The following is a 14,599-nucleotide window of genomic DNA, read 5'->3' as shown; positions in this document are numbered from 1 at the left end:
CCGCCTTGTCTCATTTTTATTTTAATCCACTATATTTCAAGCCGATTGGCTTATTTGTTGAAGAAAACCAGCGTCCACGGCAAGACATAAGCTTGCAGCAGGGTCAGCAGGCCGACGAAGGTACAGAAAATCAAGCTGTGTTTCACGGTGAAGCGGAACAGGTTGGATTCTTTGCCTTCCAGACCGACTGCTGCGCAGGCGATGGCGATGGATTGCGGCGAAATCATTTTGCCGGTCACGCCGCCGGTGGTGTTGGCAGCGACGGTCAGCTCGGGCACAACGTTGATTTGATGCGCGGTGCTGGCTTGCAGCGAGCCGAAGAGCGCGTTGGCGGAAGTGTCCGAACCGGTCAGGAATACGCCCAGCCAGCCGAGGAACGGCGAGAAGAACGGGAACACGGTACCGGTAGCGGCGAGGACAAGTGCCAATGTGGACGACAGGCCTGAATAGTTTGCCACGAATGCGAAGCCGAGTACCAAGCCGATAGACAGGATGGACAGGCGCAGTTCTTTGAGCGTTTCAAAGAAAGTGCTGACGGCTTCGGAAGGTTTCATTTTCAGCAAAACGGCGGAAACGATGGAAGCAAACAGGATTGCCGTGCCGACTGCGCCGAGGAGGTCGATTTTGAACACAGCGGCGTATGGTGTCGGTTCGCTGACGATGGGCGCGGCTTTTTGTACCAAGTTATGCAGCATCGGCCAGTCGAATTTGATGGTGGCAACGCCCAAAGCCTCTTTAACGCCCTTAATCGTCCATACGCTGACGAAAACGGTCAGGATGGCGAAAGGCGACCAGGCTTTGATGATTTGTCCGGCAGTATATTCGCCCGCTTTGCGCTCGGCCGGTTTTTTCATGCCGTTGAAGGTGAAGATTTCTTTAGGCTGCCATTTTTTCAGGAAGGCAGACAGGCAGACCAGGCTGACCAATGCGGAGGTCACGTCGGGCAATTCCGGACCGATGAAGTTGGCGGTAATGAACTGGGTAGTGGCGAAAGATACGCCCGCCACCAATACGGCAGGCCAAGTTTGGCGTATGCCGCGCATACCGTCCATCATGGCGACCAACCAGAAAGGAACGATAATCGACAGGATCGGCAGTTGGCGGCCGGCAACCTGACCGATATGGTAAGGGTCGAGGTTGGACACTTGACCGGCAACCAGGATTGGAATGCCCATCGCGCCGAAAGCCACGGGCGCGGTATTGGCAATCAAACACAAACCGGCGGCGTAGAGCGGATTAAAGCCCAAACCCACCAACAACGAGGCGGTAATCGCCACCGGCGCGCCGAAGCCTGCCGCGCCTTCGAGGAATGCGCCGAAGGAGAAGCCAACCAGCAACATTTGCAGGCGTTGGTCTTCGGTAATCGAAATCACGGAAGCGCGGATGATGTCGAACTGCCCTGTTTTTACGGTAATTTTATACAGGAACACGGCAGTAACGATAATCCATGCAATCGGCCACAAACCGTAAGCAAAGCCGTACAGCGCGGAAGAAACTGCCATGCCCGCAGGCATTCCGAAGCCTAATATGGCAACGCCAAGCGCAATCAGCAGCGTATAAAGCCCCGCCTGATACCCCTTGAGCTTCAGGATGGTCAGTGCGACGAAGAAAAAGATAATGGGCAGGAGGGCGACGGCTGCCGTCAAATACAGGCTGCCGCCCACTGCGGTATAGTTTTGAATCCAAGTATCCATAGGGAAAATCTCCGAATATTTTTCTAATATATTTTCCTAAATTGGTAAAACCAATTTTGAGAACGGAGGACACTTTACGAAACTTTAATATGGCGGTCAATTATTTTTTCAGACGACCCGGCTGCATCGGCGCAAATTTGTTATTTAATTTTAAATAAAACAAAATATTATATGAATTGTAAAAATGTAGCCCGATGTAGTTTTAAAACACATACGGGTAGGACAAGCCATATTGACGGGATACGGGGCGGTTAATTAGAATACGGCGACCTTGGTCATGCCAATTTGGTCATGCCAATTTTGATGCAGGCTGCCCTTTCGGACGGCCTGCAGCATCACATTATCGGATTTGGGTCTTCTTCGCAGAAAAAACATGATGGAAAAGAGGGAATTACAATGACAAAACTGGTTCGTCCGCAAAAAATCAGCGACCAAATATTGTCGATATTGGAGGAACGCATCGCGGCGGGCATTTACGAAGAAGGCGGCAAAATCCCGCCCGAGCGCACGTTGGCGGAAGAATTCGGCGTATCGCGCCCGTCGGTCAGGGTTGCGCTGAACATCCTGATTGCGCGGCAGGTTTTGGAAGCGCGTCAGGGCGACGGCTATTACGTTTCCGTCAAACCGCAGCAGGATTTCCTCCAAAGCTGGCAAGAATTGCTCGGCAAACATTCCAACTGGGAAACCGACGTTTTCGATTTCAGCTGCCACATCGAAGGCTGCATGGCATCGTTGGCTGCCGAACGGCGCACCGATGCCGATTTGAAACGGATTGATTTTTGGCGGCAAAAATTCGAATCCGCCTGCGAAAGCGGCAATCTGGAACATCAAAGCGAAGCCGACGTGAGCTTTCACCAAACCATCGCCGACGCCGCGCACAACATCCTCTTCAGCCACCTCTCCGGTGGCCTGCTCAAAATGCTCTACCGCCAGACGCGCAGCAGCATCATCTATTCCAACCAAACCGAAGACCCGCGCCCCAAGCTGATTGCGCAACACCGCGCCATCTACGAAGCCATACTCGAACGCCGCCCTGCCGATGCCGCCGAAGCCGCCAAAATACACTTAAACTACGTCGCCAACAGCATCTTGCAAAACAGGGAATACAAAAGCCGCAACGAACACGCCGACACGCTGGCGCAGAACGACTTGAAGCGGGCGCAGGACTGGTAAACATTCAACACTTCTCAGATTAGAGCATGAATACTTCGGCGGCTAATCCTTCTTGCTGATATAAGTTCATGCACACAAAGGTCGTCTGAAAACCCAAACGCAAGGTTTTCAGACGACCTTTTTCTATTTCTTGTTTTACACATTAAGCCCATACAACAAGATTTGTCTGAAAATTAAACCTATTCAAATACCAATATTTATATAGTGGATTAACTTTAAACCAGTACGGCGTTGCCTCGCCTTTCCGTACTATCTGTACTGTCTGCGGCTTCGTTGCCTTGTCCTGATTCAAATTTAATCCACTATACCTATCCAACGCCCTGAAATTTAATTTGTTTTAAGCGCAGACAGGCAAAAAAACGCCTCCTGCCGGGAGCTGGCGGAGGCTATCCAAGGAGTTTTAAAAGTAACCCTAAAGAACTATGAAACTAGTCAAAAAGAACTATATTACTAATCTGAACGGTTTGCAAGTTCGTCGAGTGGTTTTAAATTAACTTTACGTCCGAACAAGGCTTGGATTTCGGGTTGATGGCTGATGCCGATGACGAGGGTGTCGGGTAAGGCACGTTTGAGGGTTTGCATCAGCGTCAATGCGGATTCGCCGTCGAGCTGGTTGGTGGCTTCGTCGAGGAACAGGATTTGCGGTTTGTGCAGCAGCGCGCGGGCGAGGCTGAGGCGTTGCTGTTCGCCGCCGGAGAGGATGCCGTGCCATTCGTATGGTTCGTCTAAATTATTTTTCAGACGACCCAGCCCGACTTGTTCCAAGGTCGTCTGAATAAGTCGGTCGTCTTGGCAGGCGGTGTGGGGATAGCTGACGGTATGGCGCAGGGTGTCGGCGGGGAGGTAGGGGCGTTGGGGCAGGAAGAGGAGGCTGCCGTCGAGGGCGAAGCTGCCTTGATAATACGGCCACAAGCCTGCGAGGGTGCGCAGCAGGGTGGATTTGCCGATGCCGCTTCTGCCTTCGAGCAATACCCATTCGGGGGCGTGGGCTTCGAGGTTGATGTCAGTGAGCAGGGGACCGCCGGTTTGGGTGTGGACGGTGAGGTTTTGCAGGACGAGGATGCCGCTTTGGCGGTGGTTGTTTAAAGTCAGGGTGGGTGCGGACGTTGGGCGGGCGGCGCTTCTGCCTTCCTGCTCTACTTGTTCCAATGCCGTCTGAAAACCGGAGAGGCGTTCTACGACTGCCGCCCATTCGATGAGGCGGCGGTAGGAGTCGGTAAACCAGCCGAAGCTGTCTTGGACGCGGGCGAACGATGTGCGGGTCTGCATCATGTCGCCGAAGGTCATGGTTTTGGCGAGGTACATGGGCAGGGTGGCGAGGATGGGGATGAAGATGCTGATGCGGACATAGGCCGCCCAGAAGGTTTCTTGGCGGAATTCGCAGTTGGTGAGACGGCGCCAGTTGTCGCGGATGCGGAGGTAGCGTTGTTTCAGACGACCTGTTTCGGCTTCGCCGCCGTTGTAAAAGGCGATTTGTTCGGCGTGGTCGCGCACGCGCAGGAGGGCGGCGCGGTAGTCGGCTTCGCGGTGCTGGCGGTCGATGTTGAGGTTTTTGAGTTTGCGGCCGACGAGGTGGGCAATCAGGGTGCTGATGACGGAATAAATCAGGGCAACCCAGACGAGGTAGCCGTGTATGGTGATGTCGCGTCCGCCGATGTTGAAGGTTTGCACGCCGGAGAGCGTCCACAATACGGCGACGAACGCGCTGAATTTGGCAATATTATTGATGAAGGAGCGGAACAGTCCGATGCTTTTGTCGGCGAGCAGATAGATGTCTTCAGCGATGCGCTGGTCGGGGTTGTCGGGTTCGCCGGTCAGGCGCAGGCGGTAGTGTTTGTGGCCTTCGAGCCAGTTTTGCTGGAATTGTTCGGTCAGGTGGGTGCGCCAGCGGAAGATGAGGTGTTTTTGCAGCCAGTCACCGCAGACGATGCAGCCGATAATCATCGCCATGTAGCCGAGGTATTCGACGATGAGCGCGGGCATGGACGCGCCGTCAAACGCAGCGAGCGCGTCGTAGAAACGTTTGTCCCACGCGGCGATCCAAACGCTGATGGTGATGGAACAAAGGGTGAAGCCGATGAGGACGGCGAGCATCAGCCATTGGATGCGCCCGTGCGCCCCTGTCCAAAAAGGGCGGGCGAGTCGGAAGAATTTTTTGAGGATGTTCATGGATGGTGTGTTGGTACGAATAACGGGAGGTCGTCTGAAAATCTATGTATGAAAGATAAGATTTTGGTTAGACACATAATAGACAACCCAAAATCCATTGAATTATGAAGAATCCTTAGATCTAAGCTGTTCCAATTCCCAGCGAAGTTTTTCATTTTCCTCAAATAGCCTGTTATATTCCAAGTTTTCTTGTTCCCGCTGTAAATGAAATTCTTTTTCCCTTTCTTGTCGCATATCATTTTCTACTTGTTGGGCTTGATACGAAATATATTCAATCCTCTCTTGTAGTTCATCTATTTCCTTATTCAAATTTTCAATTTTTTTCTGATAATCCGAATGAATACTTCCTATTTCATCACTATGTAATTTGTTCATTTCCTCTATTCTATTATTATAGTTTTTTGAAAGCCTACCCATCTCTGCTAATAAATTACGCAACTCATCATCCCTATCGCGTAATTGATCGGCAAAGCTTCTATCAGTAGTATTTTGATTCTGTAAATTTCTATATTCTCGTTCTTCTATTTCTCTTTTTAGTTTTATTTTTCCACATTCAGATTCAAATTCCGCTTGAATATTAAAATTCTTTTTCTTAAATGAAGAAATTATATAATTAACTTTTAGTTGTATATATGGAAATAAAATCGTATATATAGTAGTTATAAAAATAGAAAATAGAATACTTTGCCACCAAGAAGAAATACTGAAATTTTTTTCAATCAAATTAATTTGATTATCTATCTTAATAATTCTAGTTTCTATATCTTCCTTAGAAAGGAGAAAAATACTAATTGGTTTCCAATAAATCCAGATTTTAAACACTAAGAAAGCAATTAAAAACGTAAAAAATGTAGGAAGTTTTATTTTTTCTTCCTGTGATTTTAAAAAATTAGATAAAAAGTCTTTTAGCATTTCCATAATAATGCGCAAAAAATCATATGAATTTAAAAAATAATATGAATAGCAACTCATATACCATCATTCCCGTGCAAGCCGGGAATGACGGTACTACTATACTATATTACATCTTCCACTTCAGGCTGAACACGGCATTGCGCGGTTCGCCGTAGAAGTTGCCGTAGTTTTTTGTACGGTTGCTGTTGTTTTCATAGTAGCGTTTGTCAGTCAGGTTGTTGACCGCCAGCCCAAGTTGCAAATTGTCGGTCGGACGGTATTGCAAACCGGCATTCCAAACGGTATAGCCGCCCTGGGGCAGCTTGCTGCCGGTTTTGCTTTGACTGGACAAGCCTATACCGATACTTAACTTACCGTTTGCAAACGGCGGCGTATAGCTGCTGTAAGCGCGGAAAATGTGTTTTGGGGTCCAGTTGGCAAAATCGCCCTCGGTATTGGGATGGTTTTCTGTTTTGCGGATATTGTAGGTATAGCCGGCAAACAGTTTCCAATTTGCGCCGATTGCTCCGGAAATTTCCGCATCTACACCGCGGCTGCGTTCTTTTGCGGGAACGTAGTAGAAAGTCTGTTTCCTGTTGCCGCTGGCCGGAACGTTGACACGCACGCCGACGTTGGTGTTATCGGTTTGGAACAGGGAAACGGCCGTATTGAGTTTGCTCTGCATCCATTCGCCTTTCCAACCCAATTCGTAGTTTTTACCGACTTCGGGCGCGAGATAGCTGTTGTCTGCATTTGTTTTCAGAGTCGGTTTGTAGATGGATGTATAGCTTGCATAGAGGCTTTGCCCCGGCATGAAATCGTAAGTGATGCCGATGTATGGAATGAATTTGCTGTTTTTGACCGAATAGGTTTTTGCATCATTGTCCGGAGCGCCTGCATAACGGGACCAGTTGTAATCGAAGTCGCGTTTCCAATGGGTATAGCGTCCGCCTACCAACAGATGCAGTTTTTCCGTAGGATTGATGCGGGTACCTGCTGCAAGGGCGTGCGTATAGAAATGGTTGTTGCTGTCCATAATGCTGTATGGTTCGGCAGCCCAGTCCGGCTGGGGGATAACGGCAGAAAATGGATCGTAGCTGCCGGTTGCCTGCATACGGGTATGGTGCAGGTTATTGCGCTCTTTCGAATAATTATGAGTCAGGAAGATGTCGTGGGTTTGACCCAAGGCTTCAAACTTGCCGCGCAGGTTGTTTTGAATATGCAGATGTTTGCTGTCGTGCTGATAGCGGAAAGCCTGTTGGTCTTCAATACCGATGGATTGATTGGCTTTCAACCCGCTTTTGTCTGCCATTAAGAAAGCATACCTTTGGTCAGAGTGGCTGTTTCGCCAATCGATTTTGCTGTTCCATTTCCAGTTGTCGTTGAAGTAGTGGTCAAATTCTGCAAAAACACCATTTTTGATGAATCGCCCATGATTCCAATCGGCACCGAAATAGCTGTCGCGCGGCAGACTGCTTCCGTCTTCCCATAAAGGTAAGCCGTTGAGATTGGGGGTGTTGCGCTGGGCGATACGGTACGCACCGACAGAAACCTTGCTGTTTTCTCCGATGTCTTTTTCCAAAACGCCATAAAGAAGGCTATTTTGCCCTTTCACTTTATCCTGAAATGTTTTGTCATGATCAAAACTGCCGACAATACGCCCGCGGAGTTGGTTTTCTGAGCTTAAAGTGCCCGAGGCATCCAATTCGATATGCCGTTTGCCGAAACGGTCGGCTAAACCATTCATACTGATTTGTTTTTTAACCGTCGGTTTTTTGCGTACGGCATTAATCGTACCTCCGGGCGCGCTGTTGGATTGGGTCAGCCCGGCCGCACCGCGCACAACTTCAATGTGGTCATACATGGCAAGGTCGGTGATGTTGTGCCCGTCTCTGGCAGGACTGCCAAATATGCCCGGCGCACCAATAGTGGTAGCCATGCCGTCTTCTTCCAATTTTTCAATATAGAATCCGCGGCTTTGGAAATGGGTGCGGTTCCCTTGGCGGACGACATTTACACCGGTCGTTGTTTTCAAGGCATCCGCCAGCGTCGTAATGCCTTGATCGTTAATTTGATTTTTTGTAATAACGCTGACGGATTGCGGCGTCTCGCGCGGTGTCAATGCCAGTCCTGTGGTAGAACTCATAGCCGAAGTCGTATAGTCATTTCGATTTTCGGTACGCAGGCTGCGGTTTTTGCCGACCACATTGACCTGCTTTAATTCGACCTGCTGCACTTCTTCAGCGGCGTGAACGGCTTGCGGCAGCGCGGCAAGACAGAACGCCAAGGTGCTGAGTTTGAAAAGTTTCTCTTTGTTTGTATTGTTCATTTGGTTGATTCCAGATAAAGCTGTTGTCGTAAAATGTTTATTTTTATTTGATATTTATAACCATAAAAACTATAAATATTCAAAGTATTAGGTTTTTCAGACGACCTGCGTCAGATAAAACGGACGGATTTTATCAAATCCCGGCAGATAAAAAAATGTTGCCGCCGGGCGGAGTACCCAATGGCAACTACTTATCCAAGGTTGCAAAGATAGATATAAGGAATTAGCTGAAAATTAGTTATAAAGAACTATAAACCATCTGTAAAAAATGGCAACCGTTTTTTCAGACGACCTCACGTTTTTTCACATACTCTTGCCATAAGTCAAAATTCTGGCCGGCAATAAAATACCCCTTCTTCTGTTTGGCGGAAGAGGGGGTATCTGCGTATCAGTCAGTTTTATAGTGGATTAACTTTAAACCAGTACGGCGTTGCCTCGCTTTAGCTCAAAGAGAACGATTCTCTAAGGTGCTGAAGCACCAAGTGAATCGGTTGCCGTACTATCTGTACTGTCTGCGGCTTCGTCGCCTTGTCCTGATTTAAATTTAATCCACTATAGCTTCATTTTCTTACGAACCGTGAAAAGGCGGATTGCCGTGTGGCTAGGCAGGTCGTCTGAAAACAGTTTTCAGACGACCTTTCTACGGAAGGCGGATTAGAATTTGTAATTGACGTTGAACATTACATTACGCGGTTCGCCATAGTAGTTGTTCGCGCCTTTGCTGCTGACTTTGTTGTTCTCGTAGTAGTAACGGTTGAACAGGTTGGTCGAAATCAGTGCAAGTTTCAGGTTTTTCGATGCCTGATAATCAATGTTGGCATTGAATACCGCATGACCGCCGCGCTTCACGCCGTAGAGGCTGGCGGTTTTGCTTTGTGCGGTTACGCCGCCGCCGATGGTCCATTTTTTGCCGTCAAACGGCAGGTTGTAGCTGGTGTGGAGGCGCAGCATGTGTTTTGGCGTGTGCAGGCTGAAATTGGTGCCTGCGGGGACGGTGCCTTTGCTTTCCGCTTCAAGATATTTGGACCGGTTGAACGTATAACCTGCAAACAGTTTCCAATCTTCGCTCAGATTGCCGGATATTTCGGCTTCGATGCCTCGGCTGCGGACTTTGCCGACGGGTTCCCAATACCATTTTTGGTCTGCCGTATCCCAAACCTGCACCGCGCGGTTTTTCTGTTCGATGTCAAACAGGGCAAGCGAGGTATTCAGCTTGCGGTCGAACCATTCGCCCTTCCAGCCGATTTCGTAGTTCGCGCCGGTAACGGGGTCGAGATAGGATTTGTCTTTGCGCTGATTGCTGTTCGGTTTGAAAATGGATGTGTAGCTGGCATACAGGCTTTGGTTCGGCGTCAAATCGTAGGTAACGGCGAAATAAGGATTGAAACGGACGGTTTTGCGGTCGGTAACCGAATCGGGATCGTTGTCTATCTTGCCGTCCGTGTAGAAATAGTCGGTTATATATTTCGATTTGATGTGGTTCCAGCGCGTCCCTGCCATGATGTGCAGTTTTTCTTTCAACATATTGAAACGGAAGCCCAAAAGCAGCGCGTGGGTGGTGCGTTTGGAATGGGTTTCCCAATACATCTGATAAGGTGTAGCGTACCAGTCGGCGGGTTCGGCGATTTCGTTGCCGGTAAAGGTCATCGGGTCGAAGGAAACGCCCGGGTTGTATTGACGGCGGCTGCCGTTGTTTTTGGTGTGCGTGTAAGTGTATTCGGTAAAGATTTCCTGCGGCACGCCCGCAATTTCAAATTTGCCGTTCAAATTGTTTTTGAAAGTCAGTTGTTTTTCGTCATTGTCGTAGCGGCTCAACCAGCCCGAAGCCAATGTGCTGCCGGGCGTGTAGCCTGCGTAGGACGTGGACGTATTGTAAATGCCGCTGTTTTTCTTGGTATTTTCGTTGTAGTTGTAATCCAGCTTGCCGGTATAACGCCAGTTGTCGTTGAAATAGTGTTCTACTTCGGCGAATGCGTTCGCTTTGTCGTAAATGCCTTTGTTCCAGTTGTAGCCCAGATAGGTATCGCGCGGCAGGTTCAATGCCACACCCCAGTCGTCGGGCTTGGTGTGTTTGCGCTGATAGAGGCCGCCCCAAGTGATTTTGGTGTTGTCGCCGACGGATGCATCCATCACGCCGTAAAGCGTGGCATTGCCGCCTTTGACGCGGTCTTTAAAATTTTTGTCGCGTTCTAATGCGACGACGGCACGGCCGCGCAAAGTGCCTTCATCGTTCAGACGACCTGAAAAGTCCCCCGTGGTGCGGACTTTACCGAAGCGGTCGATTTGGGCTTCACTCTGAATAATGCGTTCGCCGGTGGGGCGTTTGCGTACGGCGTTCACCGTACCGCCCGGCTCGCCGTTTGCCTGCGTCAGCCCGGTCGCCCCGCGCACGACTTCGATATGGTCGTAAACGGCGATGTCATTCATGCTTTGCGCGTCATACATCGGATTGTTGATGGCGCCCGGGACGGTAGATGAAATTCCGTCTTCTTCGATTTGGTCGATATAGAACCCGCGCGATTGGAAGCGCGGAATGCCGGTATCACGGATGATGTTTACGCCGGTGGTGGTTTTCAGGGCATCAACCAAATTGGTAATCCCCTGCTCGTTGATTTGAGTCTTAGTAATCACGCTCACCGACTGCGGCGTTTCTTTCGGGGACAAGGCAAGGCCGGTGGTGGTGCGCATGGCAGAGGTGGTGTAAGAGTCGCGGTTTTCGGTGCGGGTAGAACGGTTTTTGCCGGTTACGTTGACGGTTTGCAATTCCGAAGTCAGTACAGGTTGCGGCACGTCTTCAGCAAATGCAGCATAAGGTAATGCGGTGGCAATAAGGGCGAGGGTTTTTAAAGGTTTCATGCGTAAGTTCTCGGGTTGATAATCAAGTTAATTATTATGAATAATAATGATTATATTTTACCTTGATGCACATGATTTGTAATTAAATAACTAATGTTAATTGAGCTATTTCATGATTTCCGTACTTCTGCTATTTTTTGATAAACAACATCCGCATGAAGATTCAAGATCGTCTGAAACGGCTTTCAGACGACCTATGCTACAATTTCACGCATCCGAACTCATTACAGGAAACCTCGTGGAAGCCACCGTCTATCTCGAAGACAACGAATACATCGCCTTATGCGACCTCTTGAAGCTCGCCGGACTTGCCGAAAGCGGCGGGCAGGCGAAAGCGTTTATCGCCGAAGGGCTGGTGTTGCGCAACGGCGAAACCGAAACCCGCAAAACCGCCAAAATACGCGGCGGCGAAGTCATCGAGTTTGACGGCGCGCGCTTGGAAATCGCCGATGGATACGACCCTGAAGAATAAAGCCGAAGCCCTCTTGGGCGAGCCGCTTTTAGACGAACCCGTCCGCCCCGAATCGTGGGAATGCTGCGGCAGCGACTGCGGCGATGTCTGCATCCAGACGGTTTATTGGACGGAAAAAGCCCGCTACGATGCGCAACGGCGGAAATTGAAAGAAGCGGGCTGGACGGACGACGAAGACAACGGAAAGGTCGTCTGAAAACGGTTCGGCTGGATGAAACCGCGTTTTCAGACGACCTTTTATTGTGGATTAACTTTAAACCAGTACGGCGTTGCCTCGCTTTAGCTCAAAGAGAACGATTCTCTAAGGTGCTGAAGCACCAAGTGAATCGGTTCCATACTATCTGTACTGTCTGCGGCTTAGTCGCCTTGTCCTGATTTAAATTTAATCCACTATACTTTTCAAAAGCCACATGTCGGAGATTTGTATCCGATAAAACGTTTAGTGTTCCGCTGATTCAAATCATTACGGCGGGATTTGAAATGTCGGATTCAAGAATCCGAACTACTGGATTTCAGACGACCTTTGTCCGACTCGGTTTTCGACATGATCGTCCCTGCCCTTCATTCACCACACACATAACGCCCCATGATAGACCTGCACTGCCATTCCACCGTTTCCGACGGTATGCTCTCCCCCGCCGAAGTCGTGCGCCTTGCGCATCAAAACGGCTGCACGCTGCTGGCGTTGACCGACCACGACCACACCGGCGGCATCGCTGAAGCGCGCGCCGAAGCCGACAAGCTCGGACTGCGTTTCGTCAACGGCGTGGAAATCTCCGTAACTTGGCGCGGGCGCACCATACACGTCGTCGGTTTGGATTTCGACGAGCAGGACGAAAACCTGCAAAACCTGTTGGCACAAGTACGGCAAGGCCGTCTGAAACGCCTCGAAGCCATCGCCGCCAAGCTCGAAAAGAAAGGCATCGGCGGCGCATACGACGGCGCGCTCGCGCTGGCAGCAAACAAAGAAATGGTCAGCCGCACCCACATCGCCGAGTTCCTCATCCAAGCGGGACACGTCAAAAATAAGCAACAGGCGTTCACCAAATACTTGGGCGACGGAAAATCCTGCGCCGTCCGCCACGAATGGGCGACACTGGCAGACTGCGTATCCGCCGTCAACGGCGCAGGCGGCATGGCAGTCATCGCCCACCCCATGCGCTACGATTTGTCCGCCACCGCCAAGCGCAATCTGTTTGAAGAATTTAAAAATCTCGGCGGCGTGGGCATCGAAGTCCACAGCGGCAACTGCTGCAAAAACGACCGCCTCAACTACGCGCTGCTGGCAGAACGCTTCGGCATGCTCGCCAGCGCGGGCAGCGACTTCCACCGCTTAAACGATTTCAGCGGCGGCATCCTCGGCGCGTGCCCCGAACTGCCGGAAAACTGCAAACCGGTTTGGGAGTATTTCAAAAGAGTTTGAGGCGTTTAAGGCCAAGTTTGGATATTGGGACAAACTTGCCGACGCTACACGCCATACCTTACCGAATCACATCGCGCAGGTTTTATCCGCAAGTTTGCCGAAAATTTCAAACAACCTGTCTGCGCACAATCTTGGCAGATAAACCAAACCGTACCGCCGCCGTCATGCCCATACACACACAAGCAGTCATGACGGCGAATAGGCGTCCTATTTGATTCAAAGGAATTATAGTGGATTAACTTTAAACCAGTACGGCGTTGCCTCGCCTTGCCGTACTATCTGTACTGTCTGCGGCTTCGTCGCCTTGTCCTGATTTAAATTTAATCCACTATACTTCCCCCAAAGGTCGTCTGAAAACCGCTTCGTCGCATCGCCGCACACATACGGCTTTCATCAGGAATTCCATTTTCAGACGACCTTCCCGATATGAAATCTTCAGGCTTTGCTATAATCCGCAATCCGCATTTTTTGAGCCACCGCCATGCCGCATGCCCTCGTCCTCCAATTCCCCTCACCCGAAGCCCTGCCTTCCTCCCTCCTCTCCCGCCTGCCCGAACCTGATTACGCCGATGAAAAGCGTATGCGTTTTATCGTTGAAGAAGGGTTTTCTTTAAGCGGGGCAGACGCGGCGTTACTGGACAGCCGTCAAATCGACCACGCCGTTTTGCCCGATAGGGCGTTCGGCGAACTCGGGCTGATTGTCAGCGATATGGATTCGACGCTGATTACCATTGAATGCGTCGATGAAATTGCGGCAGGCGTCGGCTTGAAAGACCGCGTGGCGGAAATTACCGAACGCTCGATGCGCGGCGAATTGGATTTCGAGCAGTCTTTGCGCAGCCGCGTCGCCCTGTTGGCGGGATTGGACGAGCGGGTTTTGGCGGAGGTTTATGAAAACGTTTTGCGGCTCTCGCCCGGCGCGGAATTTTTGCTGGACGAATGTAAGGCGCACGGCGTGAAATTCATGCTGGTGTCGGGCGGATTCACGTTTTTCACCGAAAGGCTGCAACAACGCCTCGGCTTCGAATACCAACACGCCAATGTTTTGGAAATTGAAAACGGCAAGCTGACAGGTCGTCTGAAAGGCAGAATCATCGACGCGCAGGCCAAGGCGGATTTATTGAGCGAATACCGCGACCGCCTCGGATTGCAGCCACATCAGGTTTTGGCGATGGGCGACGGTGCGAACGATATTCCGATGCTCAAAGAAGCGGGCGTAGGCGTGGCTTACCGCGCCAAACCGAAAGCGCAGGCAGTCGCCGATGCCTGCATCAATTTCGGCGGGCTGGAGCGCGTCAGGGGTTGGTTTAAATAAACCGTCTGTATCGGTGGTCAGGAGTTTCCCGTTAAAACCAAGGTCGTCTGAAAAATTTTCAGACGACCTTTTTGCTGTTTGAAATATCGTAATGACTGTAAACGGAATGCCAAAGGACACGCTGTCTCAGCATGTCAAAACAGATTTGCATCCCGCTCCCGAATACCACCCTCTTTATCCCTGTAACAGCCTTATCCCTTCTTTCTGCCAAACGGAAAAATAGGCAAGTAATCAACACGGTTATTACTATTATTCAAATAATTTAATTATGCCT

10 protein-coding genes and 2 pseudogenes are annotated in these 14,599 nt (G+C 50.2%); 5 read left to right on the top strand and 7 right to left on the bottom strand.

All coding sequences use genetic code 11. The features are described 5' to 3' along the window. Positions 1-50 precede the first annotated feature (50 nt). Positions 51-1,694: a lactate permease LctP family transporter gene (locus tag HMPREF2954_RS05760; RefSeq protein WP_045073538.1), complete on the bottom strand. Its 1,644-nt coding sequence runs from the start codon at positions 1,692-1,694 to the stop codon at positions 51-53. 396 nt (positions 1,695-2,090) lie between these two features. Between HMPREF2954_RS05760 and HMPREF2954_RS05755 the strand changes: the two genes are divergently transcribed. Continuing rightward, positions 2,091-2,867, top strand: a complete 777-nt coding sequence (locus HMPREF2954_RS05755; RefSeq protein ID WP_039404752.1) for a FadR/GntR family transcriptional regulator — start codon at positions 2,091-2,093, stop codon at positions 2,865-2,867. Positions 2,868-3,066: 199 nt separating this feature from the next. Here HMPREF2954_RS05755 and HMPREF2954_RS12965 read toward each other — a convergent pair. From HMPREF2954_RS12965 to HMPREF2954_RS05735, 5 genes and pseudogenes are all read right to left on the bottom strand, one after another. Then, positions 3,067-3,177 (bottom strand): annotated as a pseudogene (locus tag HMPREF2954_RS12965) (IS5/IS1182 family transposase); the annotation flags it as partial. A 140-nt stretch (positions 3,178-3,317) separates the two neighbouring features. Then, entirely contained in the window at positions 3,318-5,036 is a 1,719-nt protein-coding gene (locus HMPREF2954_RS05750) for an ABC transporter ATP-binding protein/permease (RefSeq protein WP_045073533.1), read from the bottom strand. Positions 5,037-5,138: 102 nt separating this feature from the next. Continuing rightward, positions 5,139-6,008, bottom strand: coding sequence for a hypothetical protein (locus HMPREF2954_RS05745; protein WP_231574632.1), 870 nt, complete (start codon positions 6,006-6,008; stop codon positions 5,139-5,141). Positions 6,009-6,057: 49 nt separating this feature from the next. Then, positions 6,058-8,259 carry a TonB-dependent siderophore receptor gene (locus HMPREF2954_RS05740; RefSeq protein WP_045073530.1) on the bottom strand — a complete coding sequence of 734 codons (2,202 nt, stop codon included), beginning with the start codon at positions 8,257-8,259 and terminating at the stop codon, positions 6,058-6,060. Between the two features lie 654 nt (positions 8,260-8,913). Beyond that, entirely contained in the window at positions 8,914-11,115 is a 2,202-nt protein-coding gene (locus HMPREF2954_RS05735) for a TonB-dependent siderophore receptor (protein WP_045074756.1), read from the bottom strand. A gap of 196 nt (positions 11,116-11,311) precedes the next feature. Here HMPREF2954_RS05735 and HMPREF2954_RS05730 point away from each other — a divergent pair, with 196 nt between their 5' ends. The 3 genes from HMPREF2954_RS05730 to HMPREF2954_RS05720 all read left to right on the top strand — a co-directional run bounded on the left by HMPREF2954_RS05730 (position 11,312) and on the right by HMPREF2954_RS05720 (position 13,010). Beyond that, complete coding sequence (locus HMPREF2954_RS05730; RefSeq protein ID WP_082054544.1) at positions 11,312-11,587, top strand: RNA-binding S4 domain-containing protein; 276 nt, start codon at positions 11,312-11,314, stop codon at positions 11,585-11,587. Beyond that, positions 11,565-11,783, top strand: coding sequence for a hypothetical protein (locus tag HMPREF2954_RS05725; RefSeq protein ID WP_003756513.1), 219 nt, complete (start codon positions 11,565-11,567; stop codon positions 11,781-11,783). Before HMPREF2954_RS05730 ends, HMPREF2954_RS05725 begins: the two co-directional genes overlap by 23 nt. A 390-nt stretch (positions 11,784-12,173) precedes the next feature. Then, a complete protein-coding gene (locus HMPREF2954_RS05720; protein WP_045073535.1) occupies positions 12,174-13,010 on the top strand; it encodes a PHP domain-containing protein in 837 nt (278 codons plus the stop codon). Positions 13,011-13,238: 228 nt separating this feature from the next. Here the strand turns inward: HMPREF2954_RS05720 and HMPREF2954_RS12955 are convergent. After that, positions 13,239-13,346, bottom strand: a pseudogene (locus HMPREF2954_RS12955) (IS5/IS1182 family transposase); the annotation flags it as partial. Between the two features lie 145 nt (positions 13,347-13,491). Here HMPREF2954_RS12955 and serB point away from each other — a divergent pair. Further along, positions 13,492-14,325: a phosphoserine phosphatase SerB gene (gene serB, locus HMPREF2954_RS05715; protein ID WP_045074987.1), complete on the top strand. Its 834-nt coding sequence runs from the start codon at positions 13,492-13,494 to the stop codon at positions 14,323-14,325. Positions 14,326-14,599: the final 274 nt, after the last annotated feature.

This window comes from Neisseria sp. HMSC067H09, assembly GCF_001814135.1.
In the GTDB taxonomy this organism is placed as follows: Bacteria; Pseudomonadota; Gammaproteobacteria; order Burkholderiales; family Neisseriaceae; genus Neisseria.
This window is presented reverse-complemented; position numbering and strand designations above follow the sequence as displayed.

Bases quoted from the DNA above. Each gene is read 5' to 3' on its own strand.
- HMPREF2954_RS05730 (WP_082054544.1), top strand. From the start codon at position 11,312: ATGCTACAATTTCACGCATCCGAACTCATTACAGGAAACCTCGTGGAA.
- HMPREF2954_RS05750 (WP_045073533.1), bottom strand. From the start codon at position 5,036: ATGAACATCCTCAAAAAATTCTTCCGACTCGCCCGCCCTTTTTGGACA.
- HMPREF2954_RS05725 (WP_003756513.1), top strand. From the start codon at position 11,565: ATGGATACGACCCTGAAGAATAAAGCCGAAGCCCTCTTGGGCGAGCCG.
- serB (WP_045074987.1), top strand. From the start codon at position 13,492: ATGCCGCATGCCCTCGTCCTCCAATTCCCCTCACCCGAAGCCCTGCCT.
- HMPREF2954_RS05745 (WP_231574632.1), bottom strand. From the start codon at position 6,008: ATGAGTTGCTATTCATATTATTTTTTAAATTCATATGATTTTTTGCGC.
- HMPREF2954_RS05755 (WP_039404752.1), top strand. From the start codon at position 2,091: ATGACAAAACTGGTTCGTCCGCAAAAAATCAGCGACCAAATATTGTCG.
- HMPREF2954_RS05720 (WP_045073535.1), top strand. From the start codon at position 12,174: ATGATAGACCTGCACTGCCATTCCACCGTTTCCGACGGTATGCTCTCC.
- HMPREF2954_RS05740 (WP_045073530.1), bottom strand. From the start codon at position 8,259: ATGAACAATACAAACAAAGAGAAACTTTTCAAACTCAGCACCTTGGCG.
- HMPREF2954_RS05760 (WP_045073538.1), bottom strand. From the start codon at position 1,694: ATGGATACTTGGATTCAAAACTATACCGCAGTGGGCGGCAGCCTGTAT.
- HMPREF2954_RS05735 (WP_045074756.1), bottom strand. From the start codon at position 11,115: ATGAAACCTTTAAAAACCCTCGCCCTTATTGCCACCGCATTACCTTAT.